Source organism: Roseomonas marmotae, from assembly GCF_017654485.1.
Taxonomy (GTDB): domain Bacteria; phylum Pseudomonadota; class Alphaproteobacteria; order Acetobacterales; family Acetobacteraceae; genus Pseudoroseomonas; species Pseudoroseomonas marmotae.
Window position 1 is genome coordinate 63,461 of the sequence record NZ_CP061091.1, and the last position, 19,679, is coordinate 83,139.

General features: G+C 70.1%; 15 protein-coding genes. 7 read left to right on the forward strand and 8 right to left on the reverse strand.

The genetic code is table 11. The features are described 5' to 3' along the window. Nucleotides 1-4: 4 nt before the first annotated feature. Complete coding sequence (gene pepN, locus IAI58_RS00280; RefSeq protein WP_207444671.1) at nucleotides 5-2,653, forward strand: aminopeptidase N; 2,649 nt, start codon at nucleotides 5-7, stop codon at nucleotides 2,651-2,653. A 36-nt stretch (nucleotides 2,654-2,689) separates the two neighbouring features. On the opposite strand, the gene IAI58_RS00285 is transcribed toward pepN, so the two are convergent. Genes IAI58_RS00285 through IAI58_RS00300 form a run of 4 tightly spaced genes read right to left on the reverse strand, consistent with a single transcriptional unit; the run spans nucleotide 2,690 to nucleotide 6,606 of the window. Continuing rightward, nucleotides 2,690-3,994, reverse strand: coding sequence for a TRAP transporter large permease (locus IAI58_RS00285; RefSeq protein WP_207444670.1), 1,305 nt, complete (start codon nucleotides 3,992-3,994; stop codon nucleotides 2,690-2,692). Next, a complete protein-coding gene (locus IAI58_RS00290) occupies nucleotides 3,991-4,575 on the reverse strand; it encodes a TRAP transporter small permease subunit (RefSeq protein WP_207444669.1) in 585 nt (194 codons plus the stop codon). The genes IAI58_RS00285 and IAI58_RS00290 overlap by 4 nt, the downstream gene beginning before the upstream one ends. 2 nt (nucleotides 4,576-4,577) lie before the next feature. Beyond that, nucleotides 4,578-5,579 carry a TRAP transporter substrate-binding protein gene (locus IAI58_RS00295; RefSeq protein WP_207444668.1) on the reverse strand — a complete coding sequence of 334 codons (1,002 nt, stop codon included), beginning with the start codon at nucleotides 5,577-5,579 and terminating at the stop codon, nucleotides 4,578-4,580. Nucleotides 5,580-5,604: 25 nt separating this feature from the next. Beyond that, nucleotides 5,605-6,606, reverse strand: coding sequence for a TRAP transporter substrate-binding protein (locus IAI58_RS00300; protein WP_207444667.1), 1,002 nt, complete (start codon nucleotides 6,604-6,606; stop codon nucleotides 5,605-5,607). Between the two features lie 340 nt (nucleotides 6,607-6,946). Between IAI58_RS00300 and IAI58_RS00305 the strand changes: the two genes are divergently transcribed. From IAI58_RS00305 to IAI58_RS00320, 4 genes are all read left to right on the forward strand, one after another. Further along, nucleotides 6,947-7,993: an ABC transporter substrate-binding protein gene (locus tag IAI58_RS00305; protein ID WP_207444666.1), complete on the forward strand. Its 1,047-nt coding sequence runs from the start codon at nucleotides 6,947-6,949 to the stop codon at nucleotides 7,991-7,993. Nucleotides 7,994-8,019: 26 nt separating this feature from the next. Continuing rightward, on the forward strand, nucleotides 8,020-9,180 hold the full coding sequence (locus IAI58_RS00310) for an ABC transporter permease (protein WP_207444665.1): 1,161 nt from the start codon (nucleotides 8,020-8,022) through the stop codon (nucleotides 9,178-9,180). After that, nucleotides 9,177-9,956: an ABC transporter permease gene (locus IAI58_RS00315; RefSeq protein WP_207444664.1), complete on the forward strand. Its 780-nt coding sequence runs from the start codon at nucleotides 9,177-9,179 to the stop codon at nucleotides 9,954-9,956. Before IAI58_RS00310 ends, IAI58_RS00315 begins: the two co-directional genes overlap by 4 nt. Nucleotides 9,957-10,025: 69 nt before the next feature. Continuing rightward, nucleotides 10,026-10,787, forward strand: coding sequence for a superoxide dismutase (locus IAI58_RS00320; RefSeq protein WP_207444663.1), 762 nt, complete (start codon nucleotides 10,026-10,028; stop codon nucleotides 10,785-10,787). Between the two features lie 48 nt (nucleotides 10,788-10,835). Here IAI58_RS00320 and IAI58_RS00325 read toward each other — a convergent pair whose 3' ends face one another. Next, the gene (locus IAI58_RS00325; RefSeq protein WP_207444662.1) at nucleotides 10,836-11,738 is read right to left on the reverse strand and encodes a DnaJ C-terminal domain-containing protein; all 903 of its coding nucleotides are present in this window, start codon (nucleotides 11,736-11,738) and stop codon (nucleotides 10,836-10,838) included. Between the two features lie 251 nt (nucleotides 11,739-11,989). Between IAI58_RS00325 and IAI58_RS00330 the strand changes: the two genes are divergently transcribed. After that, nucleotides 11,990-13,516, forward strand: a complete 1,527-nt coding sequence (locus IAI58_RS00330; protein WP_207444661.1) for an NTP transferase domain-containing protein — start codon at nucleotides 11,990-11,992, stop codon at nucleotides 13,514-13,516. Beyond that, complete coding sequence (locus IAI58_RS00335) at nucleotides 13,513-15,969, forward strand: hypothetical protein (RefSeq protein ID WP_207444660.1); 2,457 nt, start codon at nucleotides 13,513-13,515, stop codon at nucleotides 15,967-15,969. Before IAI58_RS00330 ends, IAI58_RS00335 begins: the two co-directional genes overlap by 4 nt. Nucleotides 15,970-16,024: 55 nt before the next feature. On the opposite strand, the gene IAI58_RS00340 is transcribed toward IAI58_RS00335, so the two are convergent. The 3 genes from IAI58_RS00340 to purH form a co-directional block, all read right to left on the reverse strand. Continuing rightward, on the reverse strand, nucleotides 16,025-16,453 hold the full coding sequence (locus IAI58_RS00340) for an organic hydroperoxide resistance protein (RefSeq protein WP_207444659.1): 429 nt from the start codon (nucleotides 16,451-16,453) through the stop codon (nucleotides 16,025-16,027). A 148-nt stretch (nucleotides 16,454-16,601) separates the two neighbouring features. After that, nucleotides 16,602-17,849: a DNA recombination protein RmuC gene (locus tag IAI58_RS00345; RefSeq protein ID WP_207444658.1), complete on the reverse strand. Its 1,248-nt coding sequence runs from the start codon at nucleotides 17,847-17,849 to the stop codon at nucleotides 16,602-16,604. A gap of 180 nt (nucleotides 17,850-18,029) precedes the next feature. After that, on the reverse strand, nucleotides 18,030-19,607 hold the full coding sequence (purH, locus tag IAI58_RS00350) for a bifunctional phosphoribosylaminoimidazolecarboxamide formyltransferase/IMP cyclohydrolase (RefSeq protein WP_207444657.1): 1,578 nt from the start codon (nucleotides 19,605-19,607) through the stop codon (nucleotides 18,030-18,032). Nucleotides 19,608-19,679 lie beyond the last annotated feature (72 nt).

The window sequence follows — 19,679 nt, forward strand, 5'->3', positions numbered from 1 at the left end:
CGTCATGAGCACCAACGCGACCCCCGCCACCATCCACCGCCAGGACTACCGCCCGCCCGCCTTCCTGGTGGACAGCGTGGAGCTGCATGTCGCGCTGCACCCCACCGCCACCCGCGTGCGCGCCCGCCTGGCCATGCGCCGCAACGGCGATGCCCGTGACCTGGAGCTGGACGGAGAAGCGCTGACGCTGATCGAGGCCAGCCTGGACGGCGCCCCCCTCGCCGCCCCGCGGATGGAGCATCTGCCCGGCGGCGGCCTCCGCATCGCCGATGCGCCCGATGCCTTCGTGCTGGAGACGCTGGTCGAGATCTCGCCGGAGGCGAATACCGAGCTCTCCGGCCTCTACCTCTCCGGCGGCAACTACTTCACGCAATGCGAGGCCGAGGGTTTCCGCCGCATCACCTTCTTCCCGGACCGGCCGGATGTGATGGCGCGCTACACCGTGACCATCGAGGCGGACAAGGCGACCTGCCCCGTGCTGCTCTCCAACGGCAATCCCGCGGGCGCCGGCGACCTGCCGGGCGACCGCCACTGGGCGCGCTGGGAGGACCCGCACCCCAAGCCCTCCTACCTCTTCGCCCTGGTGGCCGGCGACCTCGTCGCGGTGCGGGACCACTTCACCACCCGCTCCGGCCGCCAGGTCGCGCTGGCCATCTATGTCCGCCAGGGCGATGAGGATGGCTGCGGCCATGCGATGGATTCGCTGAAGGCCGCCATGGCCTGGGACGAGACGGAATACGGCCTGGAATACGACCTCGACGTCTTCAACATCGCCGCCGTCTCCGACTTCAACATGGGCGCGATGGAGAACAAGGGCCTCAATATCTTCAACACCAAATACATCCTGGCCCGGCCCGACACCGCCACCGACGGCGACTACGAGGGCATCGAGACCGTCGTCGCGCATGAGTATTTCCACAACTGGACCGGCAACCGCGTCACCTGCCGCGACTGGTTCCAGCTCTCCCTGAAGGAGGGCCTGACCGTCTTCCGGGACCAGCACTTCTCCGAGCATATGGGCAGCGCCGCGGTGAAGCGCCTCGCCAATGTGCGCCGCCTGCGTGCCGCGCAGTTCCCCGAGGATGCGGGGCCGATGGCGCATCCCGTGCGTCCGGATTCCTATGTCGAGATCAACAACTTCTACACCGCGACGGTCTATCAGAAGGGCTCCGAGGTCGTGCGGATGATGCGGGAGCTGATCGGCCACGAGAATTTCCGCAAGGGCATGGACCTCTACATCGCCCGGCACGACAACCAGGCCGTCACCATCGAGGATTTCGTCAGCGCGATGCAGGACGCCTCGGGCGTGGACCTCTCGCGCTTCTCCCGCTGGTATGCCCAGGCCGGCACGCCGGAACTGCGCGTCGAGGATGATTTCGACGCCTCCACCGGCCGCTACACCCTGACCCTCTCCCAGACCACCCCGCCCACGCCGGGGCAGCCGGAGAAGCAGCCGGTGCCCATCCCCGTCGCCATGGGCCTGCTGGGTCCGGACGGCGTGGCCCTGCCGCTGCGCCTGCAAGGCGAGGACGCGGCCGAGGCGCCGGAGGAGCGGATGCTGCTGCTGGAGGAGGCGCGGCAGGATTTCGTCTTCGAGGGCCTGGGCAACCGGAGGCCCACCCCCTCCCTGCTGCGCGGCTTCTCCGCCCCGGTGAAGCTCACCGGGCTGGAGCTGCCCGCCCTCGGCTTCCTGGCCGCGCAGGACAGCGACCCCTTCGTGCGCTGGGATTCCGGCCAGCAATATGCCGTGGCGGAAATGCTGCGCCTGATCGGCGCGCATCGCGCCGGCGGCGCGGCCCCGGCCCTGCCGGAAGGCCTGGCCACCATCTTCGCCGCCGTGCTGGACCGGGCGGAGGCCGACCCCGCCTTCGCCGCCGAGGCCCTGGCCCTGCCATCCGAGGATTTCGTCGCCAACCAGATGCCGGTCGCGGACCCCGAGGCCATCCACCTCGTCCGCCAGGCACTGCGGCGGGAGATCGGCGCCCGCTTCGCCCCCCGTTTCGCCGGGCTGCATGACGCCCTGCAGGACACCGGTCCCTACCGCATCGACGGCGCCTCCATCGGCCGCCGTGCCCTGCGGAACGCGGCGCTGAGCTATCTGGCCCAGGCCCCCGGCAGCGACGGCCTGCCGCGCGCCCGCGCGCAGTTCGCAGCCGGCGCGAACATGACGGATGTGCTGGCCGCCCTGCGCGTGCTGGCCGATTCCGACGATCCGGCGCGGGAGGATGCGCTCGCCGCCTTCCATGCCAGCTGGCGGCATGACCCGCTGGTGCTGGACAAGTGGTTCATGCTGCAGGCCACATCCTCCCGCGCCGATACGCTGGCGCAGGTGCAGGCGCTGGCCCTGCATCCGGACTTCGACATCCGCAACCCCAACCGCGTGCGCGCGCTGGTCGGCGCCTTCGCCGCCAGCAATCCCGTGCATTTCCACGCGGCCTCCGGCGAGGGCTACCGCTTCCTGGCGGAGATGGTGATCGCGCTGGACCCCGTGAACAGCCAGGTGGCGGCGCGCATGGTCTCCCCGCTGGGGGACTGGAAGCGGCAGTCGCCGGAACGCGCGGCGATGATGCGGGCGGAGCTGGAGCGCATCCTGGCGCGGCCAAACCTCAGCAAGGGCACTTTCGAGAAGGTGTCGAAATCCCTGGCGGAGTGACGCGGGCGCGGAGGGGCGCATGCGCCCCTCCCCTCCTCACCCCAGTAGCAGCCGCGGCAGGATGCTGACGATCCCGGGCACCAGCACCAGCAGCACCACGAAGCCCATCATGATCAGCAGATAGGGCAGCGTGACGCGGGCGATGCGGCTCAGCGGCTCCTTCGTCAGCCCCTGGATGACGAAGAGGTTGAAGCCGACAGGCGGCGTGATCTGCGCCATCTCCACGGCAATGACGAGGTAGATGCCGAACCACAGCTTGTCGAAGCCGGCCGCGACCACCAGCGGCAGCACGATGGGCAGCGTCATGACGATCATCGAGAAACCGTCGAGGAAGCAGCCCAGCACCAGGTAGAGCAGCGTCAGCACCAGGATCAGCATGAAGGGCGAGAGGCCCCAGCCCGTCACCACCTCCGCCACATAGCGCGGCACGCCCAGGAAGGCCGCGACATTGCCGAGGATGGAGGCCCCCAGCACGATCAGCCCGATCATGCCGCAGGTCTGCACCGCCCCCAGGCCCACGGCCTTCAGCGTCGGCCAGTTCAGCTCCCCCTGCATGCCGCTGACGATGATGGCGCCCAGCACGCCCACCGCCGCCGCCTCGGACGGCGTGGCGATGCCGGCATACATCGAGCCCAGCACACAGAGAATCAGGAACAGCGTCGGCCCCAGCTCCCGCAGCGCGGCGATGCGCTGCGCCCAGGTGACGCCCTGCCCCGCCCCGTCATCGGGCGGAAGCAGCTCCGGCCGCAGGGTGGAATGGATCATCACCCAGCCCATGAAGCAGCCCGCCAGCAGCAGCCCCGGCAGGAAGCCGGCGGTGAAGAGCCGCAGCACGGATTCATCGGCCAGCACGCCGTAGATGATCATGATGCTGGACGGCGGGATCAGGAATCCCAGCGTGCCCGCCCCCGCCAGGCTGCCGATGGCGATGCGCCTGTCGTAGCCGCGCTGCCGCAGCTCATCCAGGGCGATGCGCCCGACCACCTGCGTGGTGGCGGCGGAGGAGCCGGAGATGGCGGCGAAGATGGTGCAGCCGATGACATTCACATGCAGCAGCCGCCCCGGCAGCAGCGCGGCCCAGGGCGCCAGCCCGTTGAACAGCGAGCGGGAGAGGCGGGTGCGGAACAGGAACTCCCCCATCAGGATGAAGAGCGGCAGCGCCACCAATTCCGGCGTGGTGAGGATGTTGAAGGTGTATTGGGAGAGCAGCCGCTCCACCGGGATGTTGCGGAAGGTCCAGAGCAGCACGAGCGATGTCGCGATCAGCGCGATGCCGACCCATACCCCCAGCGCCAGCGCGCCGAAGAGGGTGGCGAAGAGGACGCCGACGACCGCCGTCATTCCGCCACGCCCCCGGCCTTGAGGGCTTCATTCTCGGTCGGCCGGCCCAGCCCCAGCCGCAGCAGCCGCGCCAGGAACTGCAGCGCCAGCAGCGCCGCCCCCGTGGCCAGCAGTGCATCGGGAATCCAGAGCGGCGTCAGGCTGCCGCTGGACATCTGCCCCAGCGTCCAGGCGCGGATGGTGAAGCGCGCCAGCGCCCAGGCCATGAAGCCCGTGACGCCGAGGCCGATCAGCGTCGAGATCACCTCCAGCGCCAGCAGCCCGCCGCCGCGCGCCTGGGAGAGCAGCAGCGTCACCCGCACATGCGACCCCGCCCGCAGCCCCGCCGCGGCACCGAACAGGAACACCCCGCCCATCAGATAGGCGCTGTATTCCCAGGCGAAGTTGAGCCCGCCAGCCATGGAGGGCGCCAGCTTGCCGAGGATGCCCAGGGCCACCTCCAGCAGGATCAGCCCCAGCAACGTCACGAGGCAGAGCACCGCGATGATGCCGGCCAGCGCGCCGAGTGCGTCGAAGGCGCGCAGCACCGCCAGGGCGGGCGACATGCCCTGCGGCGGCGCGGCTGCGGTTCTCGTGGTCATGATCACGGCCTTCCGACCTCGGCGAGATAGGCCTGGATGACCGGGCGGCTCGCCGGTACGCGCTTCATGAAGTCCTCCTTCAGGGGCGCGGTGCGGCGGCGCATCTCGGCCAGCATCTCTGCCGGCGGGTCCACCAATTGCATGCCGTTCTCCACCAGCTTCCGGGCGCTGGCGATGTCGTCCTGGGCCGAGACGGTCCAGAACTCGGATTGCATCCGCGCCGCGACCTCCTCCAGCGCCGCGCGGCTGGCGGCGGGAAGAGCGTTCCAGGCATCGAGGTTGATGCTGACGATCTCGCTGATGAAGGTGTGGTTGGTGCGGTAGGCAGCCTTCAGGAATTCCCAGAACCGCCCGTCAACGCCGGAGGAGGCGGAGGTCGCCACACCCTCGATCCGGCCGGAGGCCAGTGCCGGCACCACCTCGCCCCAGGGCATCATCGTGCCCGCGCCGCCGAGCAGGTTGCACATGTCGGCGGCCGTCTTGTCGGTGGCGCGGATGCGGACACCGCGCAGGCCATCCAGGGAGGCGAGCGGCGTCCGCAGGTGGATGTACTGGGTCGGCCATGGCACCCGGTAGAGGAACTTCACGTTGTTCCTGGCCGCGACCTTCTCGTATTCCGGCCGAAGATGCTTGTGCAGCAGCTTCAGCTCGTCGAAGGAACTGACGAGGAAGGGGATGGTCTCCACCCCGAGCATCGGCTCCTCGCCGATCTGCTGGTTGCCCGGCACGTCGGCCATCGGCACCAGCCCGTCGCGCAGCGCGGCGAGGAGCTCCGGTCCCTTGAAGCCGAGCGCGCCGCCGGAATGCACATTGATCGTCACTGCGTTGCCGGTGGCCTGCGCGACCCCGGCCGCGAAGCGCCGGGCATTCTGGGTGTGGAAGTTTCCTTCCGGCCAGACCGTCGCGAAGTCGAGGGCGGTGCCGGCGGCGGCCAGCCGGCGGGGCAGCCATGGCGTGGCCAGAAGGCCGGCGGCGGCGGGGAGAAGGCTACGGCGGGTTGCCATGCGGCGGCGCTCCTGCTTCAGGCCGTCAGGAGCGTCCGAGTTCGGCGAGATAGGCCGCGATCACCGGCTTCGCGGCCGGCGCGCGCTTCAGGAAATCCTCCTTGATGGGCACGGTGCGCCGGCGCATCTCCGCCATCATCTCCGGCGAGGGGTCGATCACCTGCATCCCGCCCGCAGTCAGCTTCTTCACACTGCTGGTGTCGTCATCGGCCGCCACCTGCCAGAATTCCGGCTGCAGGCGCTTCGCGACTTCCTCGATCCTCGCACGGTTCGCCGGGGAAATCTGGCCCCAGCTGTCGAGGTTGATGCTGACGAGCTGGCTGGAGAAGGTGTGGTTGGTGCGGTAGGTCGCCTTCAGGAATTCCCAGAACCGCCCATCGACGCCGGAGGTGGCGGAGGTCGCCACGCCTTCGATGCGGCCGGAGGCCAGGGCCGGCACCACCTCGCCCCAGGGCATCATGGTGCCCGCGCCGCCGAGCAGGTTGCACATATCCGCGGTCGTCTTGTCGGAGCTGCGGATCCGCACGCCGCGCAGCTGGTCCACCGAGGAGATCGGCGTCTTCAGGTGGATGTACTGCGTCGGCCAGGGGACGATGTAGAGGAACTTCTGGTTGTTCCTGGCGGCGACCTTCTCGTATTCGGGCATGAGGTGCTTGTGCAGCGTCCTCAGCTCGTCGAAGGAGCCGACGAGGAAGGAGATGCTCTCCACCGCCATCATCGGCTCCTCGCCGATCTGCTGGTTGTTCAGGATATCCGCCATCGGCACCAGCCCGTCCCGCACGGCGGAGAGCTGCTCCGGCCCCTTGAAGCCCAGCGCGCCGCCGGACTGCACATTGATGGTGACGGCATCCTCCGTGGCCTTCGCCACCTCGGCGGCGAAGCGCCTGGCATTGGCGGTGTGGAAATTTCCGTCCGGCCAGACGGTGGCGAGGTCGAGGCTCAGGCCGGCCGCCCGCGCGGGGCGGATCAGCCCCGGCGCGGCCAGCAGGGCCGTGGCGGCGGGAAGCAGGCTGCGGCGCGTGATCATTCGGTGGGGCTCCTTGGGATCGGGCTTCGAAAGTCAGCGATGGGGTCGCCATCCGGCATGACGGACCGGAGCGCCGCCGCCGCGATGGCGAGGGCCCTCCGGGAACATCCGTGCGGCGACTGTCCCAAGAGGCGGCGGTCATGGACAAGGTCAGAAATGCCCGGCGGCCTGACGGAATCGCGAGGGCGGGCGATGAAGTGCAAGCGCGGCGGGCGCCGTTGCCGCCGATATGGGCAATGCCGCCGCGCCTGGTGGCGGATGGCACCGCCCGCCCCCTCTCCCCTCTTCTCCGCCGCCGCGGAACTGCCTAGGCTTCTCTCCACAAGAGGGAGAGTTCGTGATGTCGCGGAGAAATCTGGGGGCTATCCTGTTGCTCGGCACGGCCCTGCTGGCCGGCCCCGCCCTGGCGCAGAACCGGGACCTGACCATCGTATCCTGGGGCGGTGCCTACCAGGACGCGCAGCGCGGGGTCTTCTTCCGCCCCTTCCAGCAGCAGAGCGGCACGCGTCTGCTGGAGGAGACCTGGGACGGCGGCGTGGGCGTGCTGCGCGCCAAGATCCAGTCCGGCGCGAATAACTGGGACCTCGTGCAGGTGGAGAGCGAGGAACTCCTGCTCGGCTGCGAGGAAGGGCTGTTCGAGAAGATGGACTATGAGGCCATCGGCGGGCAGGACAAGTTCATCGAGCCCGCCGTCAGCGAATGCGGCGTCGGCAACATCCTCTATTCCTTCGTGCTGGCCTATGACAAAGGCCGCACGGCGAATGCCCCCGCCAGCTGGGCGGACTTCTTCGACACCACGAAATTCCCAGGCAAGCGCGGCCTGCGGCGCGGCCCCAAGACGACGCTGGAAACCGCCCTGCTGGCCGATGGCGTGGCCCCCGCCGATGTCTATCAGGTGCTCGGCACGCCGGAGGGCGTGGACCGCGCCTTCCGCAAGCTCGACACCATCAAGAATGACATCGTCTGGTGGGAGCGCGGCAGCCAGCCGCCGCAATGGCTGGCCAGCGGCGAGGTGGCGATGACCAATGCCTATAACGGCCGCATCAGCGCCGCCAATTCCGGCGACGGCCGCAACTTCGGCATCGCCTGGAAGAACAACCTCTTCACCCTGGATTCCTGGGTGATCATGAAGGGCAGCCCGAACAAGGAGCAGGCCCAGGCCTATCTGAAGTTCTGGTCGCAGCCGCAGGTCGCCGCCACCCTGCCGCCGCATATCCCCTATGGCACCACCATCAAGGGCGCCGACGCGCTGCTGCCGGCCAGTGTCCTGACCGACCTGCCCAGCGCGCCGCAGAATGCCGAGGGCGCGCTGGAGATCAACGACCAGTTCTGGCTCGATAACCTCGACACGCTGAACCAACGCTTCAACAACTGGGTGTCCCGCTGAAAGCACGACTGGGCGCGGCGGCGCTGGTGGCGCCGCTGCTGATCTTCCTGCTGGCGGTCTTCGTGCTGCCGATCGGCACCTTCCTGCTGCGCGCAGTGCAGGAAGCGGATGTGCCGCCGGTGCTGCCGCGCACCATCGCCGCCCTTTCGGGCTGGGATGGCGGCGGCATGCCCGATGATGCCGCCTTCGCCGCCCTGGTGCAGGACCTGCGCGAGGCGCGGGCGCGCGACCAGGAGAGCGGCGGCGGCGCCATCGGCCGCGCCAGCGCGCGGCTGAACAATGACTGGCCCGGCTTCCGCAGCCTGCTGCCCGCCACCGCCCGCCGCGTCGCGACCGCGCAGGGCGATGCGCGGCAGGCCCTGCTGGCTGCCTCGCCCGAATGGGGCACGCCCGCGCCCTGGGCCGCCATCCGCCGCGCGGGCGGGCCGGTCTCCGATTTCCACCTGCTGGCCGTGCTGGACCTGAAGCGCGACGCCGCCGGCGACATCGCCGCCGCGCCGCCCGACCAGGCGATCTTCCGCGCCGTGCTCTGGCGCACGCTCTGGATCTCCCTCAGCGCCACCGTCATCGCGCTGCTGATCGGCTATCCGCTGGCCTGGCTGATCGCCACCGCGCCGCCGCGCTGGGCACCCTGGCTGCTGGGCGGCGTCCTGCTGCCCTTCTGGACCAGCCTGATCGTCCGCACCGCCGCCTGGATGGTGCTGCTGCAACGGGAGGGCGTGGTGAATGCCGCGCTGCAGTCCCTGCACCTGACGGAAGGCCCGCTGCCGCTGCTCTTCAACCGTGGCGCCGTGCTGCTGGCCATGGTGCATATCCTGCTGCCCTTCATGGTGCTGCCGATCTATGCCTCGCTGAAGGCGCTGGACTGGCGGCTGCCGCGCGCGGCGCTCTCCCTCGGCGCCTCTCCCGCGCGGACCTTCTTCCGCATCTCCCTGCCCCTCTCGCTGCCGGGGGTCGGGGCCGGCTGCCTGCTGGTCTTCATCCAGGCGCTGGGCTTCTACGTCACGCCGGCGCTGCTGGGCGGCGCCAATGACCAGATGCTCTCCTATTTCGTCGGCTTCTACGCCACCCGCACGGTCAACTGGTCCATGGCCGCCGCGCTTTCCTGCCTGCTGCTGGCCGCCGTCGCCATCGTCGTCGGCCTCTATGCGCGGCTGGTGGGCTTCGAGAAAACGAGGGCGGCATGAGCACCTCCCGCATCGCCCTCTGGGCCATCGGCCTCCTGGTGCTGGCTTTCCTGCTGGCGCCGGTGGCGGTCATCCTGCCGCTCTCCTTCTCCTCCGGCTCCTTCCTCTCCTATCCCCTGCCGGGGCTGTCGCTGCGCTGGTACCAGGATTTCCTCACCTCGGATTTCTGGCTGCCGGCGCTCTGGAACAGCCTGAAGCTGGGAGCGGCCACCGCCGTCCTGGCCAGCATCCTCGGCACGCTGGCCGCCTTCGGCCTCTGGCGCGCGCGCTTCCCCGGGCGGCAGGCGGTGATGGCGGTGCTGATGGCGCCGATGGTGGTGCCGGCCATCGTCGTCGCCGTGCCGCTGCTGCTGGCCTTCGGGCCGCTGGGGCTGACCAACAGCTTCCTGGGGCTGGTGCTGGCGCATACGGTGCTGGGCGCGCCCTTCGTCGTCACCACCGTGCTGGCGGCGCTGGCGCAGTTCGACCCGGTGCAGCTGCGCGCGGCGGCGGCCTGCGGCGCCTCCCCGGCGCGGGGCTTCTGGCGCGTCTGCCTGCCGCAGATCACGCCGGGCGTCGCGGCGGGCGCGGTCTTCGCCTTCGCCATCAGCCTGGACGAGGTGGTGGTGGTGCTGTTCCTCGCCGGCCCCGCGCAGCGCACACTGCCGCGCCAGATGTTCTCCGGCCTCAATGACTCCATCAGCCTGACCGTGATGGCGGCGGCCATGGTCATGGTGCTGCTCTCCTGCCTGCTGCTGCTCGCGGTCACGCTGCTACGGCGAGGCCCAAGGCGCTGAGAACCCCAGGGCAGTTCCGGCGTTGACCCTCCGAAGCCCTTCCACGACGGCATAAGGAACAACACGGCCATGGCTCCTCCTCCGACCTTCTCCCCCGGCCGGCGCACGGCGCTCGCGGGCAGCGCACTGCTGCTGGCGGGCGGGCTGTTCGGCGCGCCGCGCCGCGCCGCCGCCCAGGCCCAGCCAGCCGCCCCGGCGGCGGATGGCCCACACCTGCTGCCGCCCCTCCCCTACGCGGTCAATGCCAACGAACCCTCGATCGATGCCACCACCATGGAACTGCACCATGGCAAGCATCACGCGGCCTATGTCAGCAACCTCAACGCGGCGCTGAAGGAGCATGGCCGGCTGGCCGCCCTGCCGCTGGAGGAGCTGCTGGTCAATCTCTCGGAGGCGCCGGAGAGCATCCGCACCACGCTCCGCAACAATGCCGGCGGCCATGCTAACCACGCCATGTTCTGGCTGATCATGGGCGGCAAGGGCGGCGCGCCGCAGGGCGATCTGGCCGAGGCCATCAACCGCGACCTCGGCGGCCTCGACAAGATGAAGGCTGATTTCAATACCGCCGGCGCGCGCGTCTTCGGCTCCGGCTGGGTCTTCGTGACGGTGGACCGGGACGGCAAGCTGGCGCTCACCAGCCGCCCCAACCAGGACACGCCGCTGATGCAGGGGCAGAAGGTGCTCCTGGGCAACGATGTCTGGGAACACGCCTATTACCTGAAATACCAGAACCGCCGCCCCGAATACCTGGCGGCTTGGTGGAATGTCCTGGACTGGCCCCGGATCTCCGACCGCTACGCCGCCGCCAAGGCGGGCACGCTGAAGATCTGACACGAAAGGCGGCGCCCCCGGGCGCCGCCGCTCCCCGGCCGCCCGACCTCAGCTCTCGACCGTCGCCGCCCGGGCATCGAAGCTGGCATGGCGCTCCGCCCATTCGCGCAGCGCCTGCTCCAGCTCCGGGTCCACCGGCCCGGCTACCAGCCGCAGCGTGACATATTCATTGCCCGCGGCGTGGCTGCCATGCGCCGCGACGCCCTTGCCGCGCAGCCGCAGCCGGGTGCCGCTGTCCGAATGCTTCGGCACGGTCACAGTCACCGGGCCGGTCGGCGTCGGCACCTCGATCTTGCCGCCCAGCACAGCCTCCGCCAGGGTCACGGGCGCCTCGACATGGATGTCGTTGCCCTCCCGCCGGAACTGCGGATGCGGCGCCACGACAATCTCGATCAGCGCATCCCCGTCCGGGCCGCCGCCGATGCCCTGGCCGCCCTGGCCCTTCAGGCGCATGGTCTGGCCGTCCTCGATGCCCGCAGGCACCTTCACCTCCAAGCTGCGGCCATCGGGCAGGGTCAGGCGCCGGGTGGCGCCCAGGATGGAATCGAGGAAAGCGATACCGAGGCGGTAATGCTGGTCCTGCCCGCGCATCCGCCGCGCCTCGCCTCCCATGCCGCGGCCGAAAAGCTCGGAGAAGATATCGGAAAAATCCTCCGCCCCCGCGAAGCCGGGGCCCGCGCCGGAAGATCGGTGCGTGCCGCCGCCGAAGCCGAAGGGCGCCTGCTCCTGCCCTTCCGCATCGATTTCGCCACGGTCGAAGCGGGCGCGTTTCTCAGGGTCGGAGAGCAGCGCATAGGCGGCCGAGGCTTCCTTGAAGCGCTCCTCAGCCTGCTTATTCCCGGGATTCACGTCCGGGTGGTGCTTCTTGGCCAGCTTGCGATAGGCGCTGCGAATCTCGGCCTCGGTCGCGCCACGGGCCACGCCCAATGCCTGATAGGGATCCTTCGCCATCTGTCCTGCTGCTCCTCGGTGGCAGTCACGTCGCTGCGTTCTTCCGCCAGCCGGGTATCAGGTGGGTCCGGTACGCGCGATGTTTCAAGACGGTCACGACATGACAGGCCGGAAGTTTACGCATCCCGCAACTATCACCAGATCATCATCGGCGGGACCGCGGATGCGCCCGTCCGGCCGGGGCCGCCGCCTTCACAGCCCGCGCCGGCCCATGTTAAGCGGGGGGCGGGCTGAACGATCAGAGAGGCACGATGCCGTCCCAGGTTTCCAATGTGATCGTCCAGGCCGGCGGTAAGGGCACGCGCCTCGAACAGTATAGCTGGAACAAGCCGAAATGCCTGGTTCCGGTGGATGGCAAGCCGCTCATCTACCATACCTTCGATGCCTTCCCCGGCGCCCGCTTCCTGATCATCTCCGATTACAAGAAGGACATCGTCACCCGCTTCCTGGAGGTCTTCCGCCCGGAGGTGGATTTCGAGATCGTCCAGGTCGAGGGCACCACCGGCAATGTCGCCGGCATCCCCGAGGCGGTCTCCCGCATCCCGCCGGAGGAGCCCGTGACGGTCGTCTGGTGCGACCTGAAATTCGACGAGCCGCCCGCCATCGCCGCCACCGAAAGCGTGGTGGTGGGCACCACCCAGTCCTTCACCTGCCGCTGGTCCGTGCAGCCCGATGGCCGGCTGGCCGAGAAACGCTCGGACACCACCGGCATCATCGGCCTCTTCGCCTTTCCGCGCGCGGGGATGCTGCTGGACATGCCGCGCGCCGGTGAATTCGTGGACTGGCTCTCCCGCTCCGGCCTGCCCACCGCCACGGCCGAATTCAACGCGGTGAAGGAGATCGGCACGGTGGACGCGCTGCGCGACCAGTGGTCCGCCGCCGGCCATGCCCGCTTCTTCAACAGCGTCGAGATCCTGGAAGACCGCGTCATCAAGCGCGCCAAGCTGCCGGAATTCCAGTCCCTGCTGGATGGCGAGGCCGCCTGGTACCGCCATGCCCGGGAACTCGGCTTCGCCAACATGCCGCGCCTGCTGGCCGAGAATCCCCTGACCATCAGCCGCATCCACGGCCGCCATCCCTTCGAATTTGCCGAGAGCATGCGCGGGCGCGAGGCCGCGCTGCACCGGATCATGGAGCGGCTGGCGGGCCTGCACGCGCTGGAATCCGGCCCCACCAGCGATGCCGTCTGCCAGGAGGTCTATGCCGCCAAGACGCTGCAACGGCTGGAGAATATCCGCCGCCTGCTGCCGGAGCTGGAGACAATCGAGAGCTTCCGCGTCAACGGCACGACGGTGCGGAACATCCTGCACCCCGCGCATGACGACTGGTTCCGCGACACCGTGCGCGCGGTGATGCCCAACCGCTTCAACTTCATCCATGGCGACCCGACCTTCAGCAACATGCTGCTGGACGAGGCGGGCGAGCCCTGGTTCATCGACCCGCGCGGCAAGTTCGGCTCCAGCTGGTTCCTGGGCGATGCCAACTATGACTGGGCGAAGCTGTATTATTCCGTCGCTGGCGAATACGACAATTTCAACCGCCGCCAGTTCGTGCTGGAGATGCAGGAGCGCAACATCACCATCCAGATCCGCCCCGGCGGCTGGGCGCATCTGAAGGGCGCCTTCAAGGAGTTCCGCCCCAACGACATCCGCAAGATCCGTGGCATCCACGGGCTCATCTGGCTCTCCCTCAGCGGCTATGTCTCGGACGACTACGACAGTATCCTCGCCTCCTTCTTCATGGGCCTGCTGACCCTGGAAGAAGCCCTGGGGGCATGAGCCTGGGAAGTCTGGAAACCGAACTGCTGCGGCAGGCCGCCGAGCTGGCGGCGGAGCGCGGGGACTGGACCGCTGCCACCCGGCATTACCAGGAGCTGACGGAAACCGAGCCAGAGGATATCGACGGCCTGCTCGCGCTGGCCCAGGCCCTGCGCCGGACCGGCCGCGCCGCCGAGGCCGAGCGGACCGAGCGCCGGGCCGAACTCCTGGTTTCCGCCGCAGCCGCCACGGCCAAGGCCCCGCCGCCCGAACCGGTGCCGGAAGCGCCGCCCCCGGAGCCGCCCCAGGACCAGGACGAGCTGGCCACGCTGCTGCTGGCCGAGGCCGCCGCCTGGACCGCCACGCCGGATGCCGAAGGGATACCCCGGCAGCCCGCCGGCCTGCGCCAGCCCGGCCCGCTGGCCAGCCTGCCGCCGCTGCTGACGGGCTACCTGCAGCCGGACTGCCGCGCCGCCATCGTCGCCCTGCCGCCCGGCCTGCCCTGGCGCGCCGAGGCCGAGGGCCGGCTGCAGCGGGAGGCCGCGCTGCGCGGCCTCGCCCGCGGGGAGGAGGCGCGGGAGGATGCCGCGCGGGCCCTGCTGCCGGACCTCACCGATCCCGCGCCCGACCTGCCCGCCGCCGCCGCCCGCGCCACCGCGCGCGGCTATTTCAGCCCCGAGGCCGCCTGGCTGCGCTACCGGCTGCGCCGCGCCCTCGGCACCGGCCAGGCATTGCCCGCCCCGGCCAGCCTGCCCCTGCCCCTGCTGCGGCTGGAGCCGGACCTGATCCGCGCCCTGGCCGGCGCCGACGACATCGCCACCCTGCTCACCCTGCCGCTGGTGCTGGAAGACGGCGCGCTGTTCTACCGCCTGACCGATACCTGCCTGCGGCAGAGCCTGGCCCAACCTGGCATCGCCCTGGCCCGGATGGGCGAGGCCTATTTCCAGCGCCGCGGCCAGACCTTCAAAAGCCTGGAATTCGCCCTTAAGGGCGGCGCGCTGCATGAGCAGGTCAATGACCACCCGGGGGCGCTGGCCTGCTACCACCGCGCCATCGCCGGGGCCGATAACGACCGGATGCTGCTGGCCGGTCTGCGCGGCGCCATGTCCGTCATCCCGCCGCGGCAGCAGGCAGACGGGGCGGAAGTGGTGGCGCTGCGGCACCTGCTGGTGGCGCGGGGCGAGGCCGCCCTTACCGCTGCGCTGACCCGCCTGCTCGGCCAGACCGGCGGCAGCGGCGACCCGCTGCAGCAGCGCGCCACCCAGGCCCTGACCACGGCGCTGGCGGAGGCCGGCACCGGCGCCATCCTCATCCCGCCGGTGGCGCTGGGCTCGCCGACCCTCTTCGGGCACATGCTGCGGCACGGCGCCGCCACGCATCCGGGCCGCGCGTCGCTGGCCCCGGCGGTGCGGCAGATCTCCGCCTTCGGCTCCGGCTTCACCGATCTCGTGGCCTCGGGCCAGCATCTGGCGGATCTGCTGCGCGCGGGGGACCATGAGGGCATCGCCGCCATCGGCGCCTATATCACCCGGCGCTACGGCGCGGCGCTGATGCGGCCCGACCGGCCCGGCGTCACCACCGTGCTCGGCAGCGGCAATGTCGGCGATACGCTGCTCTACATGGCCGGCTTCGCGGCCTTCACCCGCGCCTCCGGCCAGCCCGTGCATGTGCTGCACCGCGCCAGCCGCACCGCGCTGACCGAATTCTTCGGCGCCATCCCCGGCCTCAGCTTCGAGGCCATCCCGAACGACCTGGAACTGCCGACGCCGCTGAAGCTGAACCGGCTCTCCCCCGGCAGTGTCTCGCTTTTCTACGAGACGCCCTGGTACCGGCAGCAGGAGCTGCGCCGCCTGGACCGCCCAGGCCGGGCCGATGGCTTCCTCTGGGACAAGCTGGTCTCGGTCATGCTCTCCGGCGCCACGATGCTGCCGGAGCAGATCGTGGTGGAACGTCCACCGGTCGCCCCGCCCGAGCAGTGGAACCAGGAGGCCCGCGCGCGCTTCGCCGCGCTGAGGCTGCGGCGCGGGCGGACGGTTTTCCTCTCGCCGCTGGCCAATACGCTCTTCTCGCTGACGGCCAGCCGCTTCAATCATTTCCGCGCCTTCTGGCGGGAGGCCATCGGCCTCTTCCGGGCAGCCGGCTTCACCGTCGCCATCAACGGCACCAACAACAACAAGGCCGAGGCGCTCTTCGCCGATCTCGGTGTGCCGGAGCTGGAGCTGGACCTGCGGGAATTGCCGGGCTTCGTGCGGGAATGTGGCTATTTCGCCGGGGTCCGCTCCGGCCTCTGTGACCTGCTGGCGCTCTGCGGGCCGGAGGGGGTGGAGAGCCGCACGGTCTATATGCGCGATGCCGAGCACTGCATCGGCCTGATGGAATTCGGCATGGCGGAGGCGGTGGCCGATTTCCAGGCGCATGCCCCGCGCGCCCTGGCCGAGAGCCTCTTCGCCGACTGGCTGGCCACGCGCCCCTGAGGCGCGCGGCCGCCCGCCAGCCGGTCAGACGACCGTCAGCACGCTGCGGTCGGCGTCAGACGACCGTCAGCTGCACATCCACATTGTTGCGGGTGGCATTGGAATAGGGGCAGACGGTGTGGGCCTTCTGCACCAGCGCCTCGGCCTGCGCCTTGTCCACGCCGGGCAGCGAGATCTCCAGCGCGGCGGTGATGCCGAAACCACCCTCCGAACGCGGACCGATGCCCACCGTCGCCGTCACCTTGGCGTCATTCGGAACGCGCGGCAGGCTCTTGTCCTGCCCGGCCACGGCCTTCATGGCGCCCAGGAAGCAGGCGGAATAGCCGGCGGCGAAAAGCTGCTCGGGATTGTTGCCATCCCCGTTGCCGCCCATTTCCTTCGGCACGGCCAGCTTCACGTCCAGGCTGCCGTCCTTGGTGGTGGCGCGGCCGTCGCGGCCCCCGGTGGCGGTGGCGGAAGTCGTGTATTTCACGTCGACGGGCATAATCATCTCCTCCTGGACTGCGGCGATCTACCGCGTACAGGAGGATCTTGGTCCCCGCCCCCGCCACACAAGCCCCGCGCCACCGCCGAGGCGAAGCTTCTTCCATCACCTCGGCGTCAGACGCGCCGGGGAGGAGGGGCTGCCGCGCTCATCCGGGCAGGCTGCCGGCCTCCTGCGGCGCCGGCAGGGCGGGCTCCTCCAGTTCCACCGATTCGATGCGCCCGCCGCGGCGGATGATCTTGTCCGTGCTGATCTCGATCTGCCGGACATCGTCCTGCGCCTGCTCGAAATGCCGCTTCAGCCCGCCAACACGGGCGTTCAGCCGCGTCACATCCTCGATCAGCCGGCCCACCTCCTCCTGGATGCGCCCGGCCTGGGCGCGCATCCGCACATCCTGCATCAGCGCGCGCATCGCGCTCAGCATGGCCCAGAGCGTTGTGGGCGAGGCGACATAGACGCGCCGCCGCTGCGCCTCGTCCACCACGCCGGAAAAGCTGGTGTGCAGATCGGCGAAAATCGCCTCGGAGGGCACGAAGAGGATGGCGGCCTCCGCCGTCTCGCCGGCGATCAGGTATTTCTTCGCGATATCCTCCACATGCCGGCGCATATCGGCGGCGAAGAGGCGGGAGGCGGCGGTACGGGCCGCCACGTCATCACCCGCCTCGCGCAGCGCCTGCCAGGCCTCCAACGGAAATTTGCTGTCCACCACCACCGGCCCCGGCGGATGCGGCAGGCGGATCAGGCAGTCGCAGCGCATGCCGTTGGAGAGCACATGCTGCCAGGCGAAGCCCTCGGCCGGCAGCCGGTCCTCGATCAGCTGGCGCAGCTGCATCTCGCCGAAGGCACCGCGCGCCTGCTTGTTGCCGAGGATGGCCGCCAGGCTGCCCACCTGGCTGCCCAGCGCCTCCATGTTCTGCCGGGCGGCGTCGATCACCGCCAGCCGCTCATGGATCTGCCCCGCCGTCTCCTGCGTCCGCTGCGCCTGCTCGGAAAGGCTGCGCGCCAGCTTCTCGTTCTGCGCCGCCAGGGCGGCATCCAGCCGCTCGTTCTGCGCGGCGATGGCGCGGTTCAGCGACTCGGCCATCTGCGCCATGCGCCCGGCGGCCTCCAGCCGGTCCTCGGCCATGCGGCGCTCCTGCGCGGCCAGGGCCTCGTCCAGCCGCCGCGCGCCGCCCTCCAGCCGCTCGGCCAGGGCGCGGTCCTGCTGCGCCATCCGGTCGATAGTGGCGCCGGCCAGCCGCTCCTGCGTCGCCGCCACGGCCTCCAGCTTGCCGGCGAGCATGGCGAAGGCGCCGGTGGCATCGGCCCCCGACGGGCGGCGCAGCGCCGCCAGGGCCAGCAGCAGCACCAGAACCCCCAAGGCCGCCACTGCGACCAACAGCATGGTCTCAGACATCGTTCACCCTGCGTTCCATGGGGCAGCATTCCTGCGGGGGATGGCCGACGCAAGAGGTCCATGACCTCCGGCGCGCGACATCCGCGCATAAAAAAACGGGTGCCGCCGCAGGCGCACCCGTGAACCCGAAGAAGGAGGAAGGGGCCTGGGGGAATTCATTCCCCCAGACTTTCCCCGGCCTCAGTGCCGGAAGTGGCGCATCCCCGTCAGTACCATGGCGAGGCCGGCCTCATCCGCCGCCGCGATCACCTCGTTGTCGCGGATCGAGCCACCCGGCTGGATCACCGCCGTGGCACCCGCCGCCGCCGCCGCCTGCAACCCGTCGGCGAAGGGGAAGAAGGCGTCGGAGGCCACCACCGAGCCATGCGCCAGCGGCGCCGCGAGGCCGGCGGCCTTGGCGGCCTCGGCGCTCTTCCAGGCGGCGATGCGGGCGGAATCCACCCGGCTCATCTGCCCGGCGCCGATGCCCACCGTGGCGCCACCCTTGGCATAGACGATGGCATTGGACTTCACGTGCTTGCAGACGCGGAAGGCGAAGAGCAGGTCCGCCATCTCCTGCTCCGTCGGCGCGCGCTTCGTCACCACCTTCAGGCTGTCCTGGCTGACGCGCCCGGCATCGCGGGACTGCGCCAGGAAGCCGCCGGAGACGCTGCGGAAGATCCGCCCCGGTGCCGCCGCGTCCGGCAGCCCGCCGGTCAGCAGCAGGCGCAGGTTCTTCTTGCGGGCGAAGATGGCGCGCGCCGCCTCATCCGCATCCGGGGCGACGACGACCTCGGTGAAGATGGCGGAGATCCTCTCGGCGGCGGCGGCGTCCAGCACCCGGTTGGCGGCGATGATGCCGCCGAAGGCCGAGACGGGGTCGCAGCGCAGCGCAAGATCCCAGGCCTCCGCCAGGCTCCCGGCCGTCGCCACGCCGCAGGGATTGGCGTGCTTGACGATGACGATGGAGGGCGCGTCGAACTCGGCGACACATTCGAAGGCGGCGTCGGTGTCGTTCAGGTTGTTGTAAGACAGTTCCTTGCCCTGCACCTGCGTCGCGGTGGCGATGCCCGGGCGGTTGCTGCCATCGGTGTAGAAGGCCGCCTGCTGGTGCGGGTTCTCGCCATAGCGCAGGGTCTGCTTCAGCACGCCGGGCACGGAGAGGCGCGGCGGGAATTCCTGGCCCAGCCGCTCGGCGAACCAGGCGGCGATGGCGGCGTCATAGGCCGCCGTGCGGGCGAAAGCCGCCGCCGCCAGCCGCTTGCGGGTGGCGAGGCTGGTGCCGCCGGTGGCCTCGATCTCGGCCTGCAGCTCGGCCAGCTGCGCGGGTTCGGTCACCACCGCCACGTCGGCGTGGTTCTTGGCCGCCGCGCGCGTCAGCGCCGGGCCGCCGATATCGATCTCCTCGACCGTCTCCTCATAGGAGGCGCCCTTCGCCACCGTCGCCTCGAAGGGGTAGAGGTTGGAGATCAGCAGGTCGATCGGCGCGATCCGGTGCTCCGCCATCTGCGCGACATGCTTCGGGTCGTCGCGCCGGCCGAGCAGCCCGCCATGGATCTGCGGCACCAGCGTCTTGACGCGGCCGTCCAGGATCTCGGGGAAGCCGGTGTGGTCGGAGACCTCGACCACGGGAATGCCCGATTCGCGCAGCAGCCGCGCCGTGCCGCCGGTGGAGAGGATCTCCACGCCCTTCGCCGCCAGGAAGCGGGCGAAATCGACCAGCCCGGTCTTGTCGTGCACGGAGATCAGTGCACGGCGGATGGTCACGAGATCGGTCATGGCGGCATACCTTCCGGGGCGGAGGGGCGAGTGGAGGCGGATTCGGCGCCGGGATAGACCCTCACGGCCTTC

Coding starts and splice junctions, on each gene's coding strand:
- pepN (WP_207444671.1), top strand. CDS start 5: ATGAGCACCAACGCGACCCCCGCCACCATCCACCGCCAGGACTACCGC.
- IAI58_RS00285 (WP_207444670.1), bottom strand. CDS start 3,994: ATGACGGCGGTCGTCGGCGTCCTCTTCGCCACCCTCTTCGGCGCGCTG.
- IAI58_RS00290 (WP_207444669.1), bottom strand. CDS start 4,575: ATGACCACGAGAACCGCAGCCGCGCCGCCGCAGGGCATGTCGCCCGCC.
- IAI58_RS00295 (WP_207444668.1), bottom strand. CDS start 5,579: ATGGCAACCCGCCGTAGCCTTCTCCCCGCCGCCGCCGGCCTTCTGGCC.
- IAI58_RS00300 (WP_207444667.1), bottom strand. CDS start 6,606: ATGATCACGCGCCGCAGCCTGCTTCCCGCCGCCACGGCCCTGCTGGCC.
- IAI58_RS00305 (WP_207444666.1), top strand. CDS start 6,947: ATGTCGCGGAGAAATCTGGGGGCTATCCTGTTGCTCGGCACGGCCCTG.
- IAI58_RS00315 (WP_207444664.1), top strand. CDS start 9,177: ATGAGCACCTCCCGCATCGCCCTCTGGGCCATCGGCCTCCTGGTGCTG.
- IAI58_RS00320 (WP_207444663.1), top strand. CDS start 10,026: ATGGCTCCTCCTCCGACCTTCTCCCCCGGCCGGCGCACGGCGCTCGCG.
- IAI58_RS00325 (WP_207444662.1), bottom strand. CDS start 11,738: ATGGCGAAGGATCCCTATCAGGCATTGGGCGTGGCCCGTGGCGCGACC.
- IAI58_RS00330 (WP_207444661.1), top strand. CDS start 11,990: ATGCCGTCCCAGGTTTCCAATGTGATCGTCCAGGCCGGCGGTAAGGGC.
- IAI58_RS00335 (WP_207444660.1), top strand. CDS start 13,513: ATGAGCCTGGGAAGTCTGGAAACCGAACTGCTGCGGCAGGCCGCCGAG.
- IAI58_RS00340 (WP_207444659.1), bottom strand. CDS start 16,453: ATGCCCGTCGACGTGAAATACACGACTTCCGCCACCGCCACCGGGGGC.
- IAI58_RS00345 (WP_207444658.1), bottom strand. CDS start 17,849: ATGTCTGAGACCATGCTGTTGGTCGCAGTGGCGGCCTTGGGGGTTCTG.
- purH (WP_207444657.1), bottom strand. CDS start 19,607: ATGACCGATCTCGTGACCATCCGCCGTGCACTGATCTCCGTGCACGAC.